We start from the raw sequence: 13,875 nt of genomic DNA, 5'->3' as shown, positions 1-13,875 counted from the left end.
AGCCAAAAAGGGCATCTTAATACTGACATTTTGTAATAATAACACGTTAGCCTATTTAAGTCAACAGGCGTATTCACTGATTTTGCGTTTCCTAGTTTGTGTCAAGGTCTGTTCATCCTAGCCGATGAATAGGCCTTTTTTATTTGATCGCCTGGAAAATGCGATATCCTTTATCTTTGGTAACTTCCTCTACACTGGTGAACAACTCTTCCATTTTGGCTTTGGCCGAAGGAGCCCCCTGCTTTTTCTGGATAACGACCCATAGAGAGCCTCCATCCTTCAAATGAGCTGCTGCTTCTTCAAAGATCGCATGTACGGTTGATTTCCCTGCACGAATCGGCGGGTTGGTCAGCACTACATCAAACTTCTGTCCTTGAACAGCTGCAAACAAATCACTTTCCAGAATAGTTACATTCTCAATATGATTGAGCGTAGCATTCTCTTTGGCCAGCTGAACAGCACGTGCATTTACATCCAGCATGGTTACATGACCTTTTGTAGCCAGACATGCAGCAGACAGACCAATAGGCCCATAACCGCAACCTACATCCAGCACGTTGGAATCTTCACTTAGTGTAAGGGCATCAATGAGCACTCTGCTGCCATAATCTACTCCAGTTTTGGAAAAGACTCCGGCATCACTTATAAATTTGAAAGCCTTGCTCCGCAATTCCACTTCAATAATGCGGCGTTCATGCGCTGCGCCAGGCTGGCTGGAATAATAATGATCTCCCATATCATTCCTTCACCCTTTCTTGATAATACCTGTTATACTGCTTTTGTTATAAAACAAACCCCTTGAACGGATTCAAGGGGTTTGTAAGAAAGAAGAGAAAATCTCTTATTTCAATTCTACAGATGCGCCTGCTTCTTCCAGCTTAGCTTTGATGGATTCAGCTTCTTCTTTAGCAATACCTTCTTTGATTGCTTTAGGAGCGTTATCTACTACTTCTTTAGCTTCTTTCAGACCCAGACCAGTTACTTCACGAACTGCTTTGATTACGTTGATTTTGGAAGCACCAGCGGAAGTCAGTACTACGTCAAATTCAGTTTGCTCAGCTTCTGCAGCTGCGCCGCCTGCTGCTGCTGCTGCTACTGGAGCTGCTGCAGTTACACCGAATTCTTCTTCGATTGCTTTTACCAGATCATTCAGTTCCAGTACAGTCATGCCTTTGATGGCTTCAAGGATTTGCTCGTGACTCATTTATAAACCCTCCATAATTGGTTGTATTTTGGTTTGGCTGATTACAGCCATTTTTTACGCCACTAGGGCGTGTGAGGAACAGTGTGCAAATTGCTTACGCGCTTTGCTCTTCTTTCTCGGATACTGCTTTAACTGCCAGTGCAAAGTTGCGAACTGGAGCTTGAAGTACGCTAAGCAGCATGGACAAGAGACCTTCGCGGGATGGCAGAGCTGCCAGTGCTTTGATTTCTTCTGCGCTTACTACGCGTCCTTCAACAACGCCGCCTTTCAATTCCAGAGCGTCATTCGTTTTAGCGAAATCGTTCAGAATTTTAGCCGGTGCTACTGCATCGTCTTTACTGAAAGCAATAGCGGTAGGACCGCTAAGTACTTCGTTCAGTTCAGTCAGGTCAGCAGATTCAGTGGCACGACGAACCAGTGTATTTTTCAATACTTGGAACTCGATACCAGCTTCACGCAGTTGCTTGCGCAGTTCTGTAACTTGAGCTACGTTCAGACCACGATAGTCAGCAACAACTGTAGTTACGCTCTCGCGCAATTTCGCTGCAACCACTTCTACCGCTTCCTGTTTTGCCTGGATTACTTTTGCGTTTGCCAAATTGGACACCTCCTGATCGTATTCTTGCTTTTCTCCATCCTCTTGCGATTCGGAAGAAAAGTTCCTACGGGCATTAAAAAAGCCCCCGCAGAATGACGAAGGCTTGACGGAGCGGATTCACCAGGCGCAGCAAGCTGCGCGCTGAGTATCCGATATTCTATCATAACACCTCGGTAGGAAATTAAGCCTTTACGGGCACCTACTGTCTACGGTTAAACATATTCAAGTGTAATTGCAAGTACAACGTTCAAGCATAATTACAACTTTCACAGATTATCAAATATAAAGGTTGTTGTCAACCATTAATTATCTGTAAGTTGTTGCATTTACGCGTGCGCTTGGTCCCATTGTGGAAGATACCGCAATGTTCTTCAGGTAGATACCTTTTGCTGCAGCTGGTTTAGCACGGTTAAGAGCTTCAACCAGAGCTTGCAGGTTCTCATTCAATTGCTCTTCAGAGAACGATACTTTACCGATAGGCGCGTGAATTTGTCCTGCTTTGTCCAGACGGTATTCGATTTTACCAGCTTTGATTTCTTGAACAGCTTTGGTAACGTCGAAAGTAACTGTACCTGCTTTAGGGTTAGGCATCAGACCTTTACCACCGAGCAGACGTCCCAGTTTACCAACTTCACTCATCATATCCGGCGTAGCTACGCAGACATCAAAGTCGAACCATCCTTGTTGGATTTTGTTGATCATGTCCTGATCGCCAACGAAGTCAGCACCAGCAGCTTCCGCTTCTTTTGCTTTTTCGCCTTTTGCGAATACGAGAACACGTTGAGTTTTACCAGTACCGTGCGGCAGTACTACGACGCCACGAACAGCCTGATCTTGTTTACGAGGGTCTACACCCAGACGTACTGCTGCTTCAACAGTTTCGTCGAATTTTGCAGTAGCTGCTTTTTTAACCAAAGCAACTGCTTCAGCCGGCTCGTAAGTTGCTTCGCTGTCAATCAGCTTAACAGCTTCCAAATATTTTTTACCATGTTTAGCCATTTGTTATTCCTCCTTTGTGGTATTAACGGATATTCCTCCCACATATGCGGAAAGCAATGTTTCCGCATAGACTGGATCCTGGCGGACACCAGTAAAAACTAATACAAATTAGTCTTCGATTGTGATACCCATGCTACGTGCTGTACCTTCAACCATCAGCATTGCTGCTTCGATAGAAGCTGCGTTCAGGTCAGGCATTTTTTGTTCTGCAATTTCACGAACTGCGGAACGTTTAACAACTGCGACTTTCTTCTTGTTCGGTTCGCCAGATCCTTTTTCGATCTTAGCAGCAACTTTCAGAAGAACTGCAGCCGGTGGAGTTTTTGTGATGAAAGTGAAAGAACGATCTTCAAACACTGTGATCTCAACCGGAATGATCAAACCTGCTTGATCTGCTGTGCGAGCGTTGAACTCTTTACAGAATGCCATGATGTTGACACCTGCTTGACCCAATGCCGGACCTACTGGAGGAGCCGGATTCGCTTTACCAGCTGGGATTTGCAGTTTTACCATTTTGATTACCTTTTTAGCCATGTAAAACACCTCCTTGCGAATAGTGGTAGACGGACATCGCTGCCCTCCCACGTAAAACGACGCATTCAACTTAAAACATCTGTCTCAAGCCTATGCGGTAAAACCGGAAGCACCGGTTAGAATTTGAAATGATGACTCACTTCAAATCCCCGTGTCATCCTAGAAACCTGCTATATCTTTTCCACTTGAGTATAATCCAGCTCAAGCGGGGTTTCCCGTCCGAACATGTTAACATGTACTCTGAGCTTGCTCTTGTCTACCAAGATTTCTTCCACGGAGCCCACAAAATTCGCAAACGGTCCAACTTTGATGCGTACGGATTCTTTAACCTCGAAGTCAATATGCTCCTTCGGTTCTTCCATACCCATGTGTTTGAGAATCTGTTCCACTTCTTCCGGCAGTAGCGCAGTCGGCTTGGAGCCTGAACCTGTCGAACCGACAAAGCCGGTTACACCAGGTGTATTGCGTACTACATACCAGGAATCATCAGTCTGGATCATTTCAACAAGAACATAACCCGGGTAAACTTTACGCATGACGGTTTTTTTCTTGCCGTCTTTGTTTACCAGTTCTTCTTCCATAGGAACAAGAACGCGGAAAATCTTGTCTTCCATGCCCATGGACTCAACGCGTTTTTCCAAATTGGCTTTGACCTTGTTTTCATACCCTGAATAAGTATGAACTACGTACCATCTTTTTTCCATATCAAGCCACCTGGAACCCTTCTTAAATTATCGCTTCGATCACAGCGGAAATGCCGATGTCTAGAACCCAAAAATAAACGGCGACAAACAATATCGTACCGATAACGATAAGAGTATAGTTGGTCAGCTCTTTACGATTAGGCCAGCGAACCTTTTTAAGTTCAGCCCAGCTTTCGGAGAAAAAGGAAAACACAGACTTAAAGCTTCGTGCCACGACTACACCTCCAAAAGACGATCTGGTTAAACGAAGAAAAGGGTCAGACCAAGAGCCTGTACCATTCTTCATCCCCATGCGGTCAGGGTGGTTACACTTGCTCATATAGCTGCCTTCGTCGCCATAAAGATTGACACACCTAAGAACAGGCGATTTCAGGCCTACCTGAAACACTTTATCACAGGGCTCTGTACGTGTCAACGAATATTCGTGTTTGTTTTTCAAAAAAATAACAATTCTTCTCGGCTTCTTTTCCAGACAGGATCGAATGATTTTATTGTTATTACTTACTGCCATATTACAGGGTGAACGACAGCGCTGTGCAAAATAAAAAAGACTCTATATGCAGAGTCTTCACTTGGTTGCCAGGAGTCTAGTTATCACGTACTTCGAGGTAACGCTCAAGCTTGCGTTTGACACGCTGAAGCGCATTATCGATAGATTTGACATGTCTGCAGAGATCGACAGCGATCTCCTGATAAGAGCGTCCATCGAGATACAGCATCAATACTTTGCGTTCCAGATCACTCAGAATTTCGGACATTTTGTCTTCCAGACCGGTGAACTCCTCTTTGTTAATAACCAATTCTTCCGGATCGGATACCTGTGAGCCACAAATGACATCAAGCAGTGTACGGTCGGAATCTTCGTCATAGATCGGTTTGTCCAGAGATACATACGAGTTCAGTGGAATATGCTTTTGCCGTGTAGCCGTCTTGATCGCAGTAATGATCTGACGGGTAATACACAATTCAGCAAATACCTTGAACGAAGACATCTTATCGTTTTTGAAATCACGAATGGATTTGTACAGGCCGATCATGCCTTCCTGTACGATATCTTCACGATCTGCACCAATAAGAAAATAAGATCGGGCTTTTGCACGTACAAAATTTTTGTACTTGGTAATCAAGTACTCCAAGGCTTCGGAATCGCCTTGCCGGACGGCTTCTACAAGATCTTCATCGCTCTGGTAATCGTATGGTGACACCATGATATCTTTGAGGTCGACACTCACAAACAATCCCTCCGGTTGCAACGCAAGGTCTCCGTTACCCTATAAAATATAGCCCAAGTATATATTATGTAACCTCACATCGTCAACCGTATTTGTCGCCTCTAACGCCGTTGTTACAGCATTTTCAGCCTTTTTTTTATAAAAGAGAACGCAGGTTCGTAAGTAAGCTGTCATTATAGTGACAACTCACTCTCCCCTGCGCCATTTTTCAAACAGATGCCGCTGCTGCGGATTCAGTTTGCCATCCAGTGTATTGCGTGAAGCATAATCCCTTTGTTCGCGTATGCGCTGCGCAATCTCCCTTTCGCTGATCTGAACTTCGATCAACAGCTCACGGGCTGATACCCGTAGCGCTCCCTGACCAAAAACAACATGCTGCTCAGCCAGATCACTGGTAGCGACATAGATTTGGCGGCGGCGGTGGGACAACTCACCGACAAAGCGTTCGATCGCTTCATCGGCAGTTTCCTTTTCCTTGGTAAAGTACATCTCGACCTTGCCCTGTTCATAGGATTTGCCCAATCCCGGAACCCGGTAAGCATCAAAAACGGCAATGACCCTTCGCCCCGAATAAGCCTGATAATTAGCCAGACGTTCCAGTAGACGGTTGCGCGCCTCATTGAGGCCGATCTCCGACAATTCCACAAGCTCGGGCCAGTAACCGATCATATTGTAACCATCCACCAGAAGAACATCCCGCAGATCCGTCATACCTCTAACCGAGTGACTGCCGGCGGCGCAGTACTTCGTACATGACCACTCCTGCAGCTACTGAAGCATTGAGCGAGTTAATCTGTCCTTTCATCGGAAGCTGAACCAGTACATCGCACTTCTCCCGGATCAATCGGCCCATGCCTTTGCCTTCATTACCGATAACGATAGCTACCGGACCATTGAAAATATCCGTCTGATACAGATTGCTGTCTGTATCCACATCGGTTCCAACTACCCATACACCCTGTTCTTTGAGACGGTCAATCGTCTGTCCCAGATTGCTGACCCGGGCTACCGGTACATATTCCACGGCACCTGCTGATGTCTTGGATACAGTCGCTGTGATTCCTGCCGAACGACGCTTTGGAATTACAACGCCATGTACACCGGTGCAATCGGCTGTACGCAGGATCGAGCCGAGGTTATGCGGATCTTCGATCTCGTCCAGCAGCAGAATAAAGGGAGCTTCTCCCTTGGACTGCGCAGCGGCAAGAATATCTTCAACTTCTGCATATTCGTATGGAGCAGCCTGGGCAATTACTCCCTGATGCTGTACCCCCGGTACAAAGCTGTCCAGCTTGCGCTTGTCCACATACTGGACAATGACTCCGCGCTGTTTGGCTTCGTCCATGATCGACTGTACCAGATTTTTTTGGGAACCTTCAGCGATCCATATTTTATTGATGCTTCTACCGGCACGAAGCGCTTCGGTAACCGAATGCTTGCCAGCAATATATTCTTCTTCCATGGTGTTTCCTCCTGTGGACTACATTATGCCTACTCACCCATTACCCTTTTTGAAGAGGAATGCTTCTGTGGCATACCGTGCCTATCTAAATAATGGATAAAGTCGTCTACGACTTTTGCTCCAAATGCTGAATCCCCTGGGTAATCAGCTCTTCAATACGTGCCTGCTCACCTTTGTAATACAGATATCCAAGCAGACATTCCCAAGCCGTTGCATACCGATAATCGATAACACTGGCATTTTTCGGTACCGTACCGGATTTGGCATTGCGTCCCTGCCGTACGACACTTGCTTCAGTCTCTGTCAGTAACGGCTTCAGATGCTGAAGCATCCGTGCCTGCGCGCCTGCCGAGACGAAACCGGTCGACAGACGGTGCAGATGATTGGGACGCAAGTTTTTGCCGGAAATCAGATACTGTCTTACTGCCACTTCATGAATGGCATCCCCCATATAGGCAAGAGCCAGCGGCGGCAGCTGCTCTGCCGGCTTGGATGGGGAAAATGGAAACCAGCCGTGCATATCATTATTTTCTGGAGGGTTCATCAATATCTCCTCCTGTTCATTTACGACGCCATCTCATGCCCTGAGGCGTGTCTTCCAGCATAATGCCCTGTGCAGACAGCAGATCACGGATCTCATCGGCTCTTGCCCAGTTTTTACTGCTGCGCGCTTCGATACGTTCAGCGATCAGCTGCTCGACTTCTTCATCCAGAAGCTGCTCTTCTTCCCAGTACAGACGCAGTACTTCGTTCATTTCTTCAAATACCTGCAGCAAAGCTTCCAGGGAAGCTTGTTGTACTACTTCACGCTGCAGCAGCAGATTGGCTTCATTCACCCATTCAAAAATCGCAGTGATTGCATCCGGTGTATTAAAATCATCCTGCATCTTCTCATGGAACAGACTGCGGATTGCCTCTACGCGGCTAACCAGTTCTGTATCCGCCGGAGAAGAAGTATCGGATGCGGACAGACGGTGCTTCACATTGCTGACAGCATTGGCAATACGTTCAATACTGTTCTCAGCCTGTGTCATCGTATCATCTGTATAGTTAAGCGGATTGCGGTAGTGTGTCGACAGCATCAGATAACGAATAGCTGCAGGCTTGTGGTTCTTGCGCAGATCCTTGACCAGAATACCGTTCCCCAGAGACTTGGACATTTTCTCATCATCAATACGGATAAATCCGTTATGCATCCAGTAGTTGGATAATGGCTTGCCGGTTACCGATTCCGATTGTGCGCATTCGCACTCATGATGCGGGAACTGCAGATCCTGGCCACCGCCATGAATATCGAGTGTATCTCCCAGATAGTGACGTGCCATAGCAGAGCATTCAATATGCCAGCCCGGACGTCCCTGTCCCCATGGACTCTCCCAGAAGATCTCGCCCGGCTTGGCTGCTTTCCAGAGTACAAAGTCTTCCGGATTTTCTTTGCGTTTGTCGACTTCGATCCGGATACCAAACTGCAGTTCATCCAGCTTCTGGTGGGACAGCTTGCCATAGGAAGCGAATTTGCGTGTACGGAAGTATACGTCGCCTTCTTTGGGATAGGCATAGCCCAGCTCAACCAGCTTATCGATAAATTGAACGATGATATCCATATTTTCCGTTACCCGTGGGTGAATCGTAGCACGGCGGATACCGAGACCTTCCAGATCTTCGAAATAGGCGGCAATAAAACGCTCTGCTACTTCGATAACCGTTGTATCCAGTTCTTCTGCCTTGCGGATCAGTTTGTCATCTACATCGGTGAAGTTAACTACATAGTCGACTTTGTACTGCTGATTCTCCAGATAGCTGCGTACTACATCAAAGAAAATCATGGGACGGGCATTACCGATATGAATATAGTCGTATACGGTAGGTCCGCATACGTACATTTTCACTTCACCTGGTGTCAGGCTGACAAATTGTTCTTTCATGCGAGTCATTGTGTTATAGATTTGCAATGGCATATTCTCATCCCTTCTCTGTGTCCATGTATATTGTGATGATTACGAAGAATGTCTGCTGCTATTCGGCTTGATTCCCTGTTCCATTTCCAGCTGCTTTTTGAGCTGTTCGATCTCCAGCTGTAGTTCAGCGAGTCTGGCGGCTACCGGATCGGGCATCTGATGGCTGAGTCGATCGGCTTTCTTGCCATCCTGAATTACAATTTTGCCGGGGATGCCTACTACTGTACTGTTGGGCGGAACTTCCCGCAGCACCACCGAGTTGGAACCAATATTGGAATTGGAGCCCACTGTAAAGGAACCAAGCACTTTGGCACCCGAGCCAATCACGACATTATTGCCAATGGTCGGATGGCGCTTGCCTTTTTCCTTGCCTGTCCCTCCCAGTGTAACCCCCTGATAAATGACCACATCGTCTCCAATCTCGCAGGTCTCGCCAATCACAACCCCCATGCCATGATCGATAAACAGACGATTGCCAATTGTAGCTCCAGGATGAATCTCTATACCTGTCATAAAGCGGCTTGCCTGGGAAATGACGCGCGCGACAGTAAACCACCGTTTACAGTAAAACCAGTGGGCCAGACGGTGAGCCCAGATCGCATGCAATCCCGAATAGGTGAATATGACTTCAAACCAGCTGCGCGCTGCCGGATCATTATCGAACACAGCGCGAATATCGGACCTCATATTTTTCAGCATGACTTCTTCCCCTCTTTGGCTTGCGCCTCATTAAAAAACGCCCCCACAGCCTGTTAGGGCTGCAGAGGCGTATTCTTACGCGGTTCCACTCTGCTTGGGCAGCCTTATTGCTCCTTATCCTTTTAAAAGGTCAGGAAAGGCTGTCCAACTTGTGCAGTCTGTAACGTAAGACCATACGGCAAAATCTACTGCTCTTCACATGCTTTCGTTCAAAATGAAGGAAAGAGCACGGAAAAGGTTCGACTTTGCAGCTCACAGGTGCATGTTCAGCCTGTCTGAAGTGGATGATTTCCAGCTACCTGTCATTACTCACAGGGTCATCCTCTCTGGGACTTCATATTCAGGCTTACTTTTCCTGATCAATGCCATTATATCGATATATTATACATTTAAGTTTTAAATTATCTGTCAGGTGATCATTATAACGGACTCTACCCGATTAAACAATATGAATTATGCAGCTGCGGCAAATTCCGACAACTCCTGGATGGCTTTGAACAGCTGCTTTGTACCAAATGGAAATCAGGATCCTTTGATCTGGGAAGCCAGACGTTCGATAACACGATCACGGCCAAGCAGATATACCGTATGGTTGAGATCGCGTCCATGCATTTCGCCTGTCAGTGCTACGCGGATTGGCATGAACAGCTGCTTGCCTTTATATCCGGTTTCTTTTTGTACTTCCTTGATCATTGCAGCTGCATGAGCAGGACTGAATTCCTCGGAAGAATGGATTTTGTTCAGCAATGCTTCCAGTACGGTTTTGACATGCTCTTCTCCCAGGATTTGCTGCTCTTCCTGACCAAGCTCTACATGGGTACGGAAGAACATTTCGGATAGTTCCACGATATCGGAAGCCGATACCATTTGCTCCTGATACAGAGCAACCAGATCATGTGCCCACTGCTGCTGCTCTTCGCTCAGTTCTGCCGGCAGACGTCCTGCTTTTTGCAGATGAGGAATCGCCATCGCTGCGATACGATCGGTATCGGCTTTTTTGATATACATATTGTTCAGATGCGCCAGCTTGTGGGTATCAAATACCGCCGGGCTCTTGGACAGACGCTTGGCATCAAAAATTTTGATCAGTTCTTCACGGGAGAAAATTTCTTCTTCACCTTCCGGTGACCAACCCAGCAGCACGATAAAGTTAAACAATGCCTCTGGCAAATACCCAAGCTGATCGTACTGCTCGATAAACTGGATAATAGACTCATCACGTTTGCTGAGCTTTTTGTGGTTTTCATTGACGATCAGTGTCATATGACCAAACTGTGGTGGTTCCCAGCCCAGTGCTTCGTAAATCATCAGTTGACGCGGTGTATTGGAGACATGGTCTTCCCCGCGCAGAACATGGGAGATCTTCATCAGGTAGTCGTCCAGTACAACCGCAAAGTTGTAGGTTGGAATACCGTCTTTTTTGACAATAACAAAGTCTCCGGTATCTTCCGTAGTAAACGAAATTTCGCCTTTGACAATATCATTGAATGTATAGGTCTTGTTCTCCGGTACACGGAAACGGATACTAGGTACGCGTCCTTCCGCTTCAAATGCAGCACACTGCTCAGGTGTCAGATCGCGATGCTTGCCGGAGTAACGCGGAGTTTCTCCTTTGGCCATTTGCTCTTCACGTTCCTGCTCCAGCTCTTCCTCGGTGCAGTAACATTTGTAAGCCAGACCGCGGTCCAGCAGATTCTGCCAGTGTTCACGATAGATATCCAGACGCTCGGTCTGACGATACGGTCCGTATTCACCGCCAACATCAATGCTTTCATCCCAATCGATACCCAGCCATTTCAGGTAAGAGAGTTGATTTTCTTCACCACCGGCTACGTTACGTTTTACATCCGTATCCTCGATCCGGATAATAAATTTGCCACCCTGACTGCGGGCGAACAGATAATTGAACAGTGCGGTACGGGCATTACCGATATGCAGATGTCCTGTAGGACTTGGTGCATAGCGTACGCGAACTTCATTAGACATAATAAATTTCCTCCTTAAACTTGATTACTCTTTGATCAGACATACAACAGCCTGTGCAGCGATACCCTCACCACGACCGGTGAATCCCAGCTGCTCGGTTGTTGTAGCCTTGACGTTAACCTGGTCAATTTCCGCATCCAGTGCTTTGGCAATAACTTCTACCATTTGCGGAATATAAGGGGCCATCTTTGGCTTCTGGGCAATGATGGTAGCATCTACATTACCCAGACGATAACCGCGTTCGCGGATCATTTTCCAGATATGCAGCAGCAGCTTGAGGCTATCGGCATCTTTGAATTCCGGATCGGTATCGGGAAAATGCTTGCCGATATCCCCCATGGCAAGTGCGCCCAGAATAGCATCGGTAATCGTATGCAGCAGTACATCCGCATCCGAATGCCCGAGCAACCCTTTATCATAAGGAATAGTCACGCCACCGATAATACATGGCCGTCCCTCTACCAGTTGGTGTACATCAAATCCCTGACCTATGCGAATCATATGTGTCTCTCTCCTTTGCGTTCCAATAAATAAGCAGCATAATCCAGATCATCCGGGGTCGTGATCTTCACATTCGTGTAACTGCCTTCCACGACAGCTACCATCATTCCCAGACGCTCTACCAGCATGGCATCATCAGTCCCGCGGAAACCCTGCTGCTCAGCCTGCCGATGAGCGTCCAACAAATCGCTGCGCCGGAAGGTCTGCGGTGTCTGGATCGCCCACAGACTGCTGCGATCCGGCGTCCCGATAATTTGCTTGTCCGAATTGACCTGCTTGATCGTGTCCTTAACCGGAACAGCCAGCACAGAGGCGCCTACTTCAACTGCTACTTCATAACATTGCCGAATATGATCTTCGGTAACAAAAGGACGGACTCCATCATGTACCATAACCCACTCTGTGGTCAGATGCTGCAGGCCGTTCAAAACAGACTCCTGACGATCATGACCGCCGGCTGCCACATGAATAACCTTGGCCAAACCATATTGTCTGACCCAGTCCCTGCAGCGTTCCACATCCTCTGCTCCTGTAACCATAACGATCTCATTCACCATAGATGAACGTTCAAAAACCTCCAGCGTATGTATGATGATCGGCTTATCCTGAAGTTTCAGATACTGCTTGCTCTCTGTCGTGCCCATGCGTGAACCTTTGCCCGCTGCCACGACGATTACACCCGCCTTATTCGTCATAATCCCCATCCTCATCTTTCCAGTCCGCCATCCTGAATGCTTCCAGGACGTCTCAAATCCCATTCCTTAATAATATACCCGCTGCATCTACAGCACAACCTATTAGATGATCGCTATTGTCTCTACCCGATTCTGGGCAAAAGCAGAAAGATATCGGCATCCTTTCATTTTCAATCTTCAATCGGAGATATGAGGTTTGGCAAATACCATTTTGCCATTGGCTGTCTGCAGTGCACTGGTGACCATGACTTCTATAGCCCGTCCCATATATTCACGCCCTTGCTCCACTACAATCATGGTACCATCATCCAGATAAGCAATTCCCTGGCCCTGCTCTTTACCAGCCTTGGTAACCGAGACAACAAGCAGCTGTCCGGCGATAAGCTGCTGCTTCAACATCGAAGCCAGGTGATTGACATTCAAAACCCGAATCTGATGCAGCTCACTGATTTTCTGTAAATTGGTATCATTGGTCAGCAGTACCGCTTGGTGGCTTCGTACCAATTGAACCAGTTTATCATCGGTACTCATGGCTTCCGGAAGTTCAGTATATAAAATATCCAACTGTTCCTGATCCAGCTGACGGAGCCTGTTTAACAGATCCAGTCCACGTTTTCCCCGCTGACGACGCAACAGATCGGCAGAATCGGCAAGCATCTGCAGCTCATGCAGTACAAAATCCGGTATTAGCAATTTCCCTTCCAAAAAGCCTGCCTGAATAATATACTCAATTCTCCCATCGATAATAATATTGGTGTCCATTATTTTGGAAGAGACTACTTTGAGGGATCGTGGTTCTTCATGCCGTTCTTCGGATGCAGGAAGCGGAGAATCGGAATTCATTTTCTGACCTGGCCAGCCTGCGATTTCGGTAGCGTATATATAGCTCATACGCAGTCCAGCGTAACCAAATGCCAGCATAAGCAGCGATCTTATCATCTCGTATCCCTGCCCCCACCATGAGAAGATGAGAGCTCCTACTGCTCCTGTTACCCATCCTGCCAACATTCCCGCTGTCATAATCATTATTTGCTGGACAGATAGCGGCTCTCTTCTGTTCTTGCAGCTCTGCTGCCAACGTATCAGCAGACTACGGCAGATCCATACGAGCAAAAAAGCGATAACCAGTATTACAATTCCATCCAACACCATTTTTGCCGGTTGTCCTTCGCCTTGCAGCCAGCCGTTATTCCATTCTCTCCATTGCTCCAGCATATACCTGTCTCCTTTGCATTCATTCCAACTATTTGGACATAAAAAAAAGCATTTATTCTCTGTTACGCTAGAGAAATAAATGCTTCTT

Annotated in this window: 17 protein-coding genes and 2 other annotated features; all 17 genes read right to left on the bottom strand. The window is 47.0% G+C overall.

Going from position 1 to position 13,875, the window contains the following annotated elements; translation table 11 throughout:
- Positions 1-139 precede the first annotated feature (139 nt).
- On the bottom strand, positions 140-736 hold the full coding sequence (locus H065_RS0122470; RefSeq protein WP_017815354.1) for a class I SAM-dependent methyltransferase: 597 nt from the start codon (positions 734-736) through the stop codon (positions 140-142).
- 105 nt (positions 737-841) lie between these two features.
- Complete coding sequence (gene rplL / locus H065_RS0122465; RefSeq protein WP_017815353.1) at positions 842-1,204, bottom strand: 50S ribosomal protein L7/L12; 363 nt, start codon at positions 1,202-1,204, stop codon at positions 842-844.
- 94 nt (positions 1,205-1,298) lie between these two features.
- Positions 1,299-1,802, bottom strand: coding sequence for a 50S ribosomal protein L10 (gene rplJ / locus H065_RS0122460; RefSeq protein ID WP_017815352.1), 504 nt, complete (start codon positions 1,800-1,802; stop codon positions 1,299-1,301).
- Positions 1,803-1,868: 66 nt separating this feature from the next.
- Positions 1,869-2,032: a sequence feature (ribosomal protein L10 leader region), on the bottom strand.
- Positions 2,033-2,108: 76 nt separating this feature from the next.
- A complete protein-coding gene (rplA, locus tag H065_RS0122455; protein ID WP_017815351.1) occupies positions 2,109-2,801 on the bottom strand; it encodes a 50S ribosomal protein L1 in 693 nt (230 codons plus the stop codon).
- A 108-nt stretch (positions 2,802-2,909) separates the two neighbouring features.
- Positions 2,910-3,335 carry a 50S ribosomal protein L11 gene (gene rplK, locus H065_RS0122450; protein ID WP_026136396.1) on the bottom strand — a complete coding sequence of 142 codons (426 nt, stop codon included), beginning with the start codon at positions 3,333-3,335 and terminating at the stop codon, positions 2,910-2,912.
- A gap of 170 nt (positions 3,336-3,505) precedes the next feature.
- Positions 3,506-4,039 carry a transcription termination/antitermination protein NusG gene (gene nusG / locus H065_RS0122445; RefSeq protein ID WP_017815349.1) on the bottom strand — a complete coding sequence of 178 codons (534 nt, stop codon included), beginning with the start codon at positions 4,037-4,039 and terminating at the stop codon, positions 3,506-3,508.
- 22 nt (positions 4,040-4,061) lie between these two features.
- A complete protein-coding gene (secE, locus tag H065_RS0122440) occupies positions 4,062-4,253 on the bottom strand; it encodes a preprotein translocase subunit SecE (RefSeq protein ID WP_017815348.1) in 192 nt (63 codons plus the stop codon).
- A 373-nt stretch (positions 4,254-4,626) separates the two neighbouring features.
- Complete coding sequence (sigH, locus tag H065_RS0122435; RefSeq protein WP_017815347.1) at positions 4,627-5,271, bottom strand: RNA polymerase sporulation sigma factor SigH; 645 nt, start codon at positions 5,269-5,271, stop codon at positions 4,627-4,629.
- A 186-nt stretch (positions 5,272-5,457) separates the two neighbouring features.
- A complete protein-coding gene (locus H065_RS0122430; protein ID WP_017815346.1) occupies positions 5,458-5,982 on the bottom strand; it encodes an NYN domain-containing protein in 525 nt (174 codons plus the stop codon).
- Between the two features lie 4 nt (positions 5,983-5,986).
- The gene (rlmB, locus tag H065_RS0122425) at positions 5,987-6,733 is read right to left on the bottom strand and encodes a 23S rRNA (guanosine(2251)-2'-O)-methyltransferase RlmB (protein ID WP_017815345.1); all 747 of its coding nucleotides are present in this window, start codon (positions 6,731-6,733) and stop codon (positions 5,987-5,989) included.
- A gap of 106 nt (positions 6,734-6,839) precedes the next feature.
- A complete protein-coding gene (locus H065_RS0122420) occupies positions 6,840-7,277 on the bottom strand; it encodes a Mini-ribonuclease 3 (protein WP_017815344.1) in 438 nt (145 codons plus the stop codon).
- Between the two features lie 16 nt (positions 7,278-7,293).
- A complete protein-coding gene (cysS, locus tag H065_RS0122415; protein WP_017815343.1) occupies positions 7,294-8,691 on the bottom strand; it encodes a cysteine--tRNA ligase in 1,398 nt (465 codons plus the stop codon).
- 39 nt (positions 8,692-8,730) lie between these two features.
- Positions 8,731-9,390: a serine O-acetyltransferase gene (cysE, locus tag H065_RS0122410; protein WP_017815342.1), complete on the bottom strand. Its 660-nt coding sequence runs from the start codon at positions 9,388-9,390 to the stop codon at positions 8,731-8,733.
- 60 nt (positions 9,391-9,450) lie between these two features.
- Positions 9,451-9,762 (bottom strand) — a binding site (T-box leader).
- A gap of 150 nt (positions 9,763-9,912) precedes the next feature.
- The gene (gene gltX, locus H065_RS0122405; RefSeq protein WP_017815341.1) at positions 9,913-11,376 is read right to left on the bottom strand and encodes a glutamate--tRNA ligase; all 1,464 of its coding nucleotides are present in this window, start codon (positions 11,374-11,376) and stop codon (positions 9,913-9,915) included.
- Between the two features lie 24 nt (positions 11,377-11,400).
- The gene (gene ispF, locus H065_RS0122400) at positions 11,401-11,877 is read right to left on the bottom strand and encodes a 2-C-methyl-D-erythritol 2,4-cyclodiphosphate synthase (protein ID WP_017815340.1); all 477 of its coding nucleotides are present in this window, start codon (positions 11,875-11,877) and stop codon (positions 11,401-11,403) included.
- Positions 11,874-12,572: a 2-C-methyl-D-erythritol 4-phosphate cytidylyltransferase gene (ispD, locus tag H065_RS0122395; RefSeq protein ID WP_017815339.1), complete on the bottom strand. Its 699-nt coding sequence runs from the start codon at positions 12,570-12,572 to the stop codon at positions 11,874-11,876. Before ispD ends, ispF begins: the two co-directional genes overlap by 4 nt.
- Before the next feature lie 177 nt (positions 12,573-12,749).
- A complete protein-coding gene (locus tag H065_RS26625) occupies positions 12,750-13,787 on the bottom strand; it encodes a PIN/TRAM domain-containing protein (protein WP_017815338.1) in 1,038 nt (345 codons plus the stop codon).
- Positions 13,788-13,875 lie beyond the last annotated feature (88 nt).

This window comes from Paenibacillus shenyangensis (assembly GCF_000346635.1).
GTDB classification, from domain to species: Bacteria; Bacillota; Bacilli; order Paenibacillales; family Paenibacillaceae; genus Saccharibacillus; species Saccharibacillus dauci.
The sequence above is the reverse complement of the archived record's forward strand: the minus strand, read 5'-3'. Positions and strand labels throughout refer to the sequence as shown.

What these genes read in the sequence shown, in the direction of transcription:
- H065_RS0122470 (WP_017815354.1), bottom strand. Translation starts at nt 736, where the DNA reads ATGGGAGATCATTATTATTCCAGCCAGCCTGGCGCAGCGCATGAACGC.
- rplL (WP_017815353.1), bottom strand. Translation starts at nt 1,204, where the DNA reads ATGAGTCACGAGCAAATCCTTGAAGCCATCAAAGGCATGACTGTACTG.
- rplA (WP_017815351.1), bottom strand. Translation starts at nt 2,801, where the DNA reads ATGGCTAAACATGGTAAAAAATATTTGGAAGCTGTTAAGCTGATTGAC.
- rplK (WP_026136396.1), bottom strand. Translation starts at nt 3,335, where the DNA reads ATGGCTAAAAAGGTAATCAAAATGGTAAAACTGCAAATCCCAGCTGGT.
- nusG (WP_017815349.1), bottom strand. Translation starts at nt 4,039, where the DNA reads ATGGAAAAAAGATGGTACGTAGTTCATACTTATTCAGGGTATGAAAAC.
- H065_RS0122430 (WP_017815346.1), bottom strand. Translation starts at nt 5,982, where the DNA reads ATGACGGATCTGCGGGATGTTCTTCTGGTGGATGGTTACAATATGATC.
- rlmB (WP_017815345.1), bottom strand. Translation starts at nt 6,733, where the DNA reads ATGGAAGAAGAATATATTGCTGGCAAGCATTCGGTTACCGAAGCGCTT.
- H065_RS0122420 (WP_017815344.1), bottom strand. Translation starts at nt 7,277, where the DNA reads ATGAACCCTCCAGAAAATAATGATATGCACGGCTGGTTTCCATTTTCC.
- cysS (WP_017815343.1), bottom strand. Translation starts at nt 8,691, where the DNA reads ATGCCATTGCAAATCTATAACACAATGACTCGCATGAAAGAACAATTT.
- cysE (WP_017815342.1), bottom strand. Translation starts at nt 9,390, where the DNA reads ATGCTGAAAAATATGAGGTCCGATATTCGCGCTGTGTTCGATAATGAT.
- gltX (WP_017815341.1), bottom strand. Translation starts at nt 11,376, where the DNA reads ATGTCTAATGAAGTTCGCGTACGCTATGCACCAAGTCCTACAGGACAT.
- ispF (WP_017815340.1), bottom strand. Translation starts at nt 11,877, where the DNA reads ATGATTCGCATAGGTCAGGGATTTGATGTACACCAACTGGTAGAGGGA.
- ispD (WP_017815339.1), bottom strand. Translation starts at nt 12,572, where the DNA reads ATGACGAATAAGGCGGGTGTAATCGTCGTGGCAGCGGGCAAAGGTTCA.
- H065_RS26625 (WP_017815338.1), bottom strand. Translation starts at nt 13,787, where the DNA reads ATGCTGGAGCAATGGAGAGAATGGAATAACGGCTGGCTGCAAGGCGAA.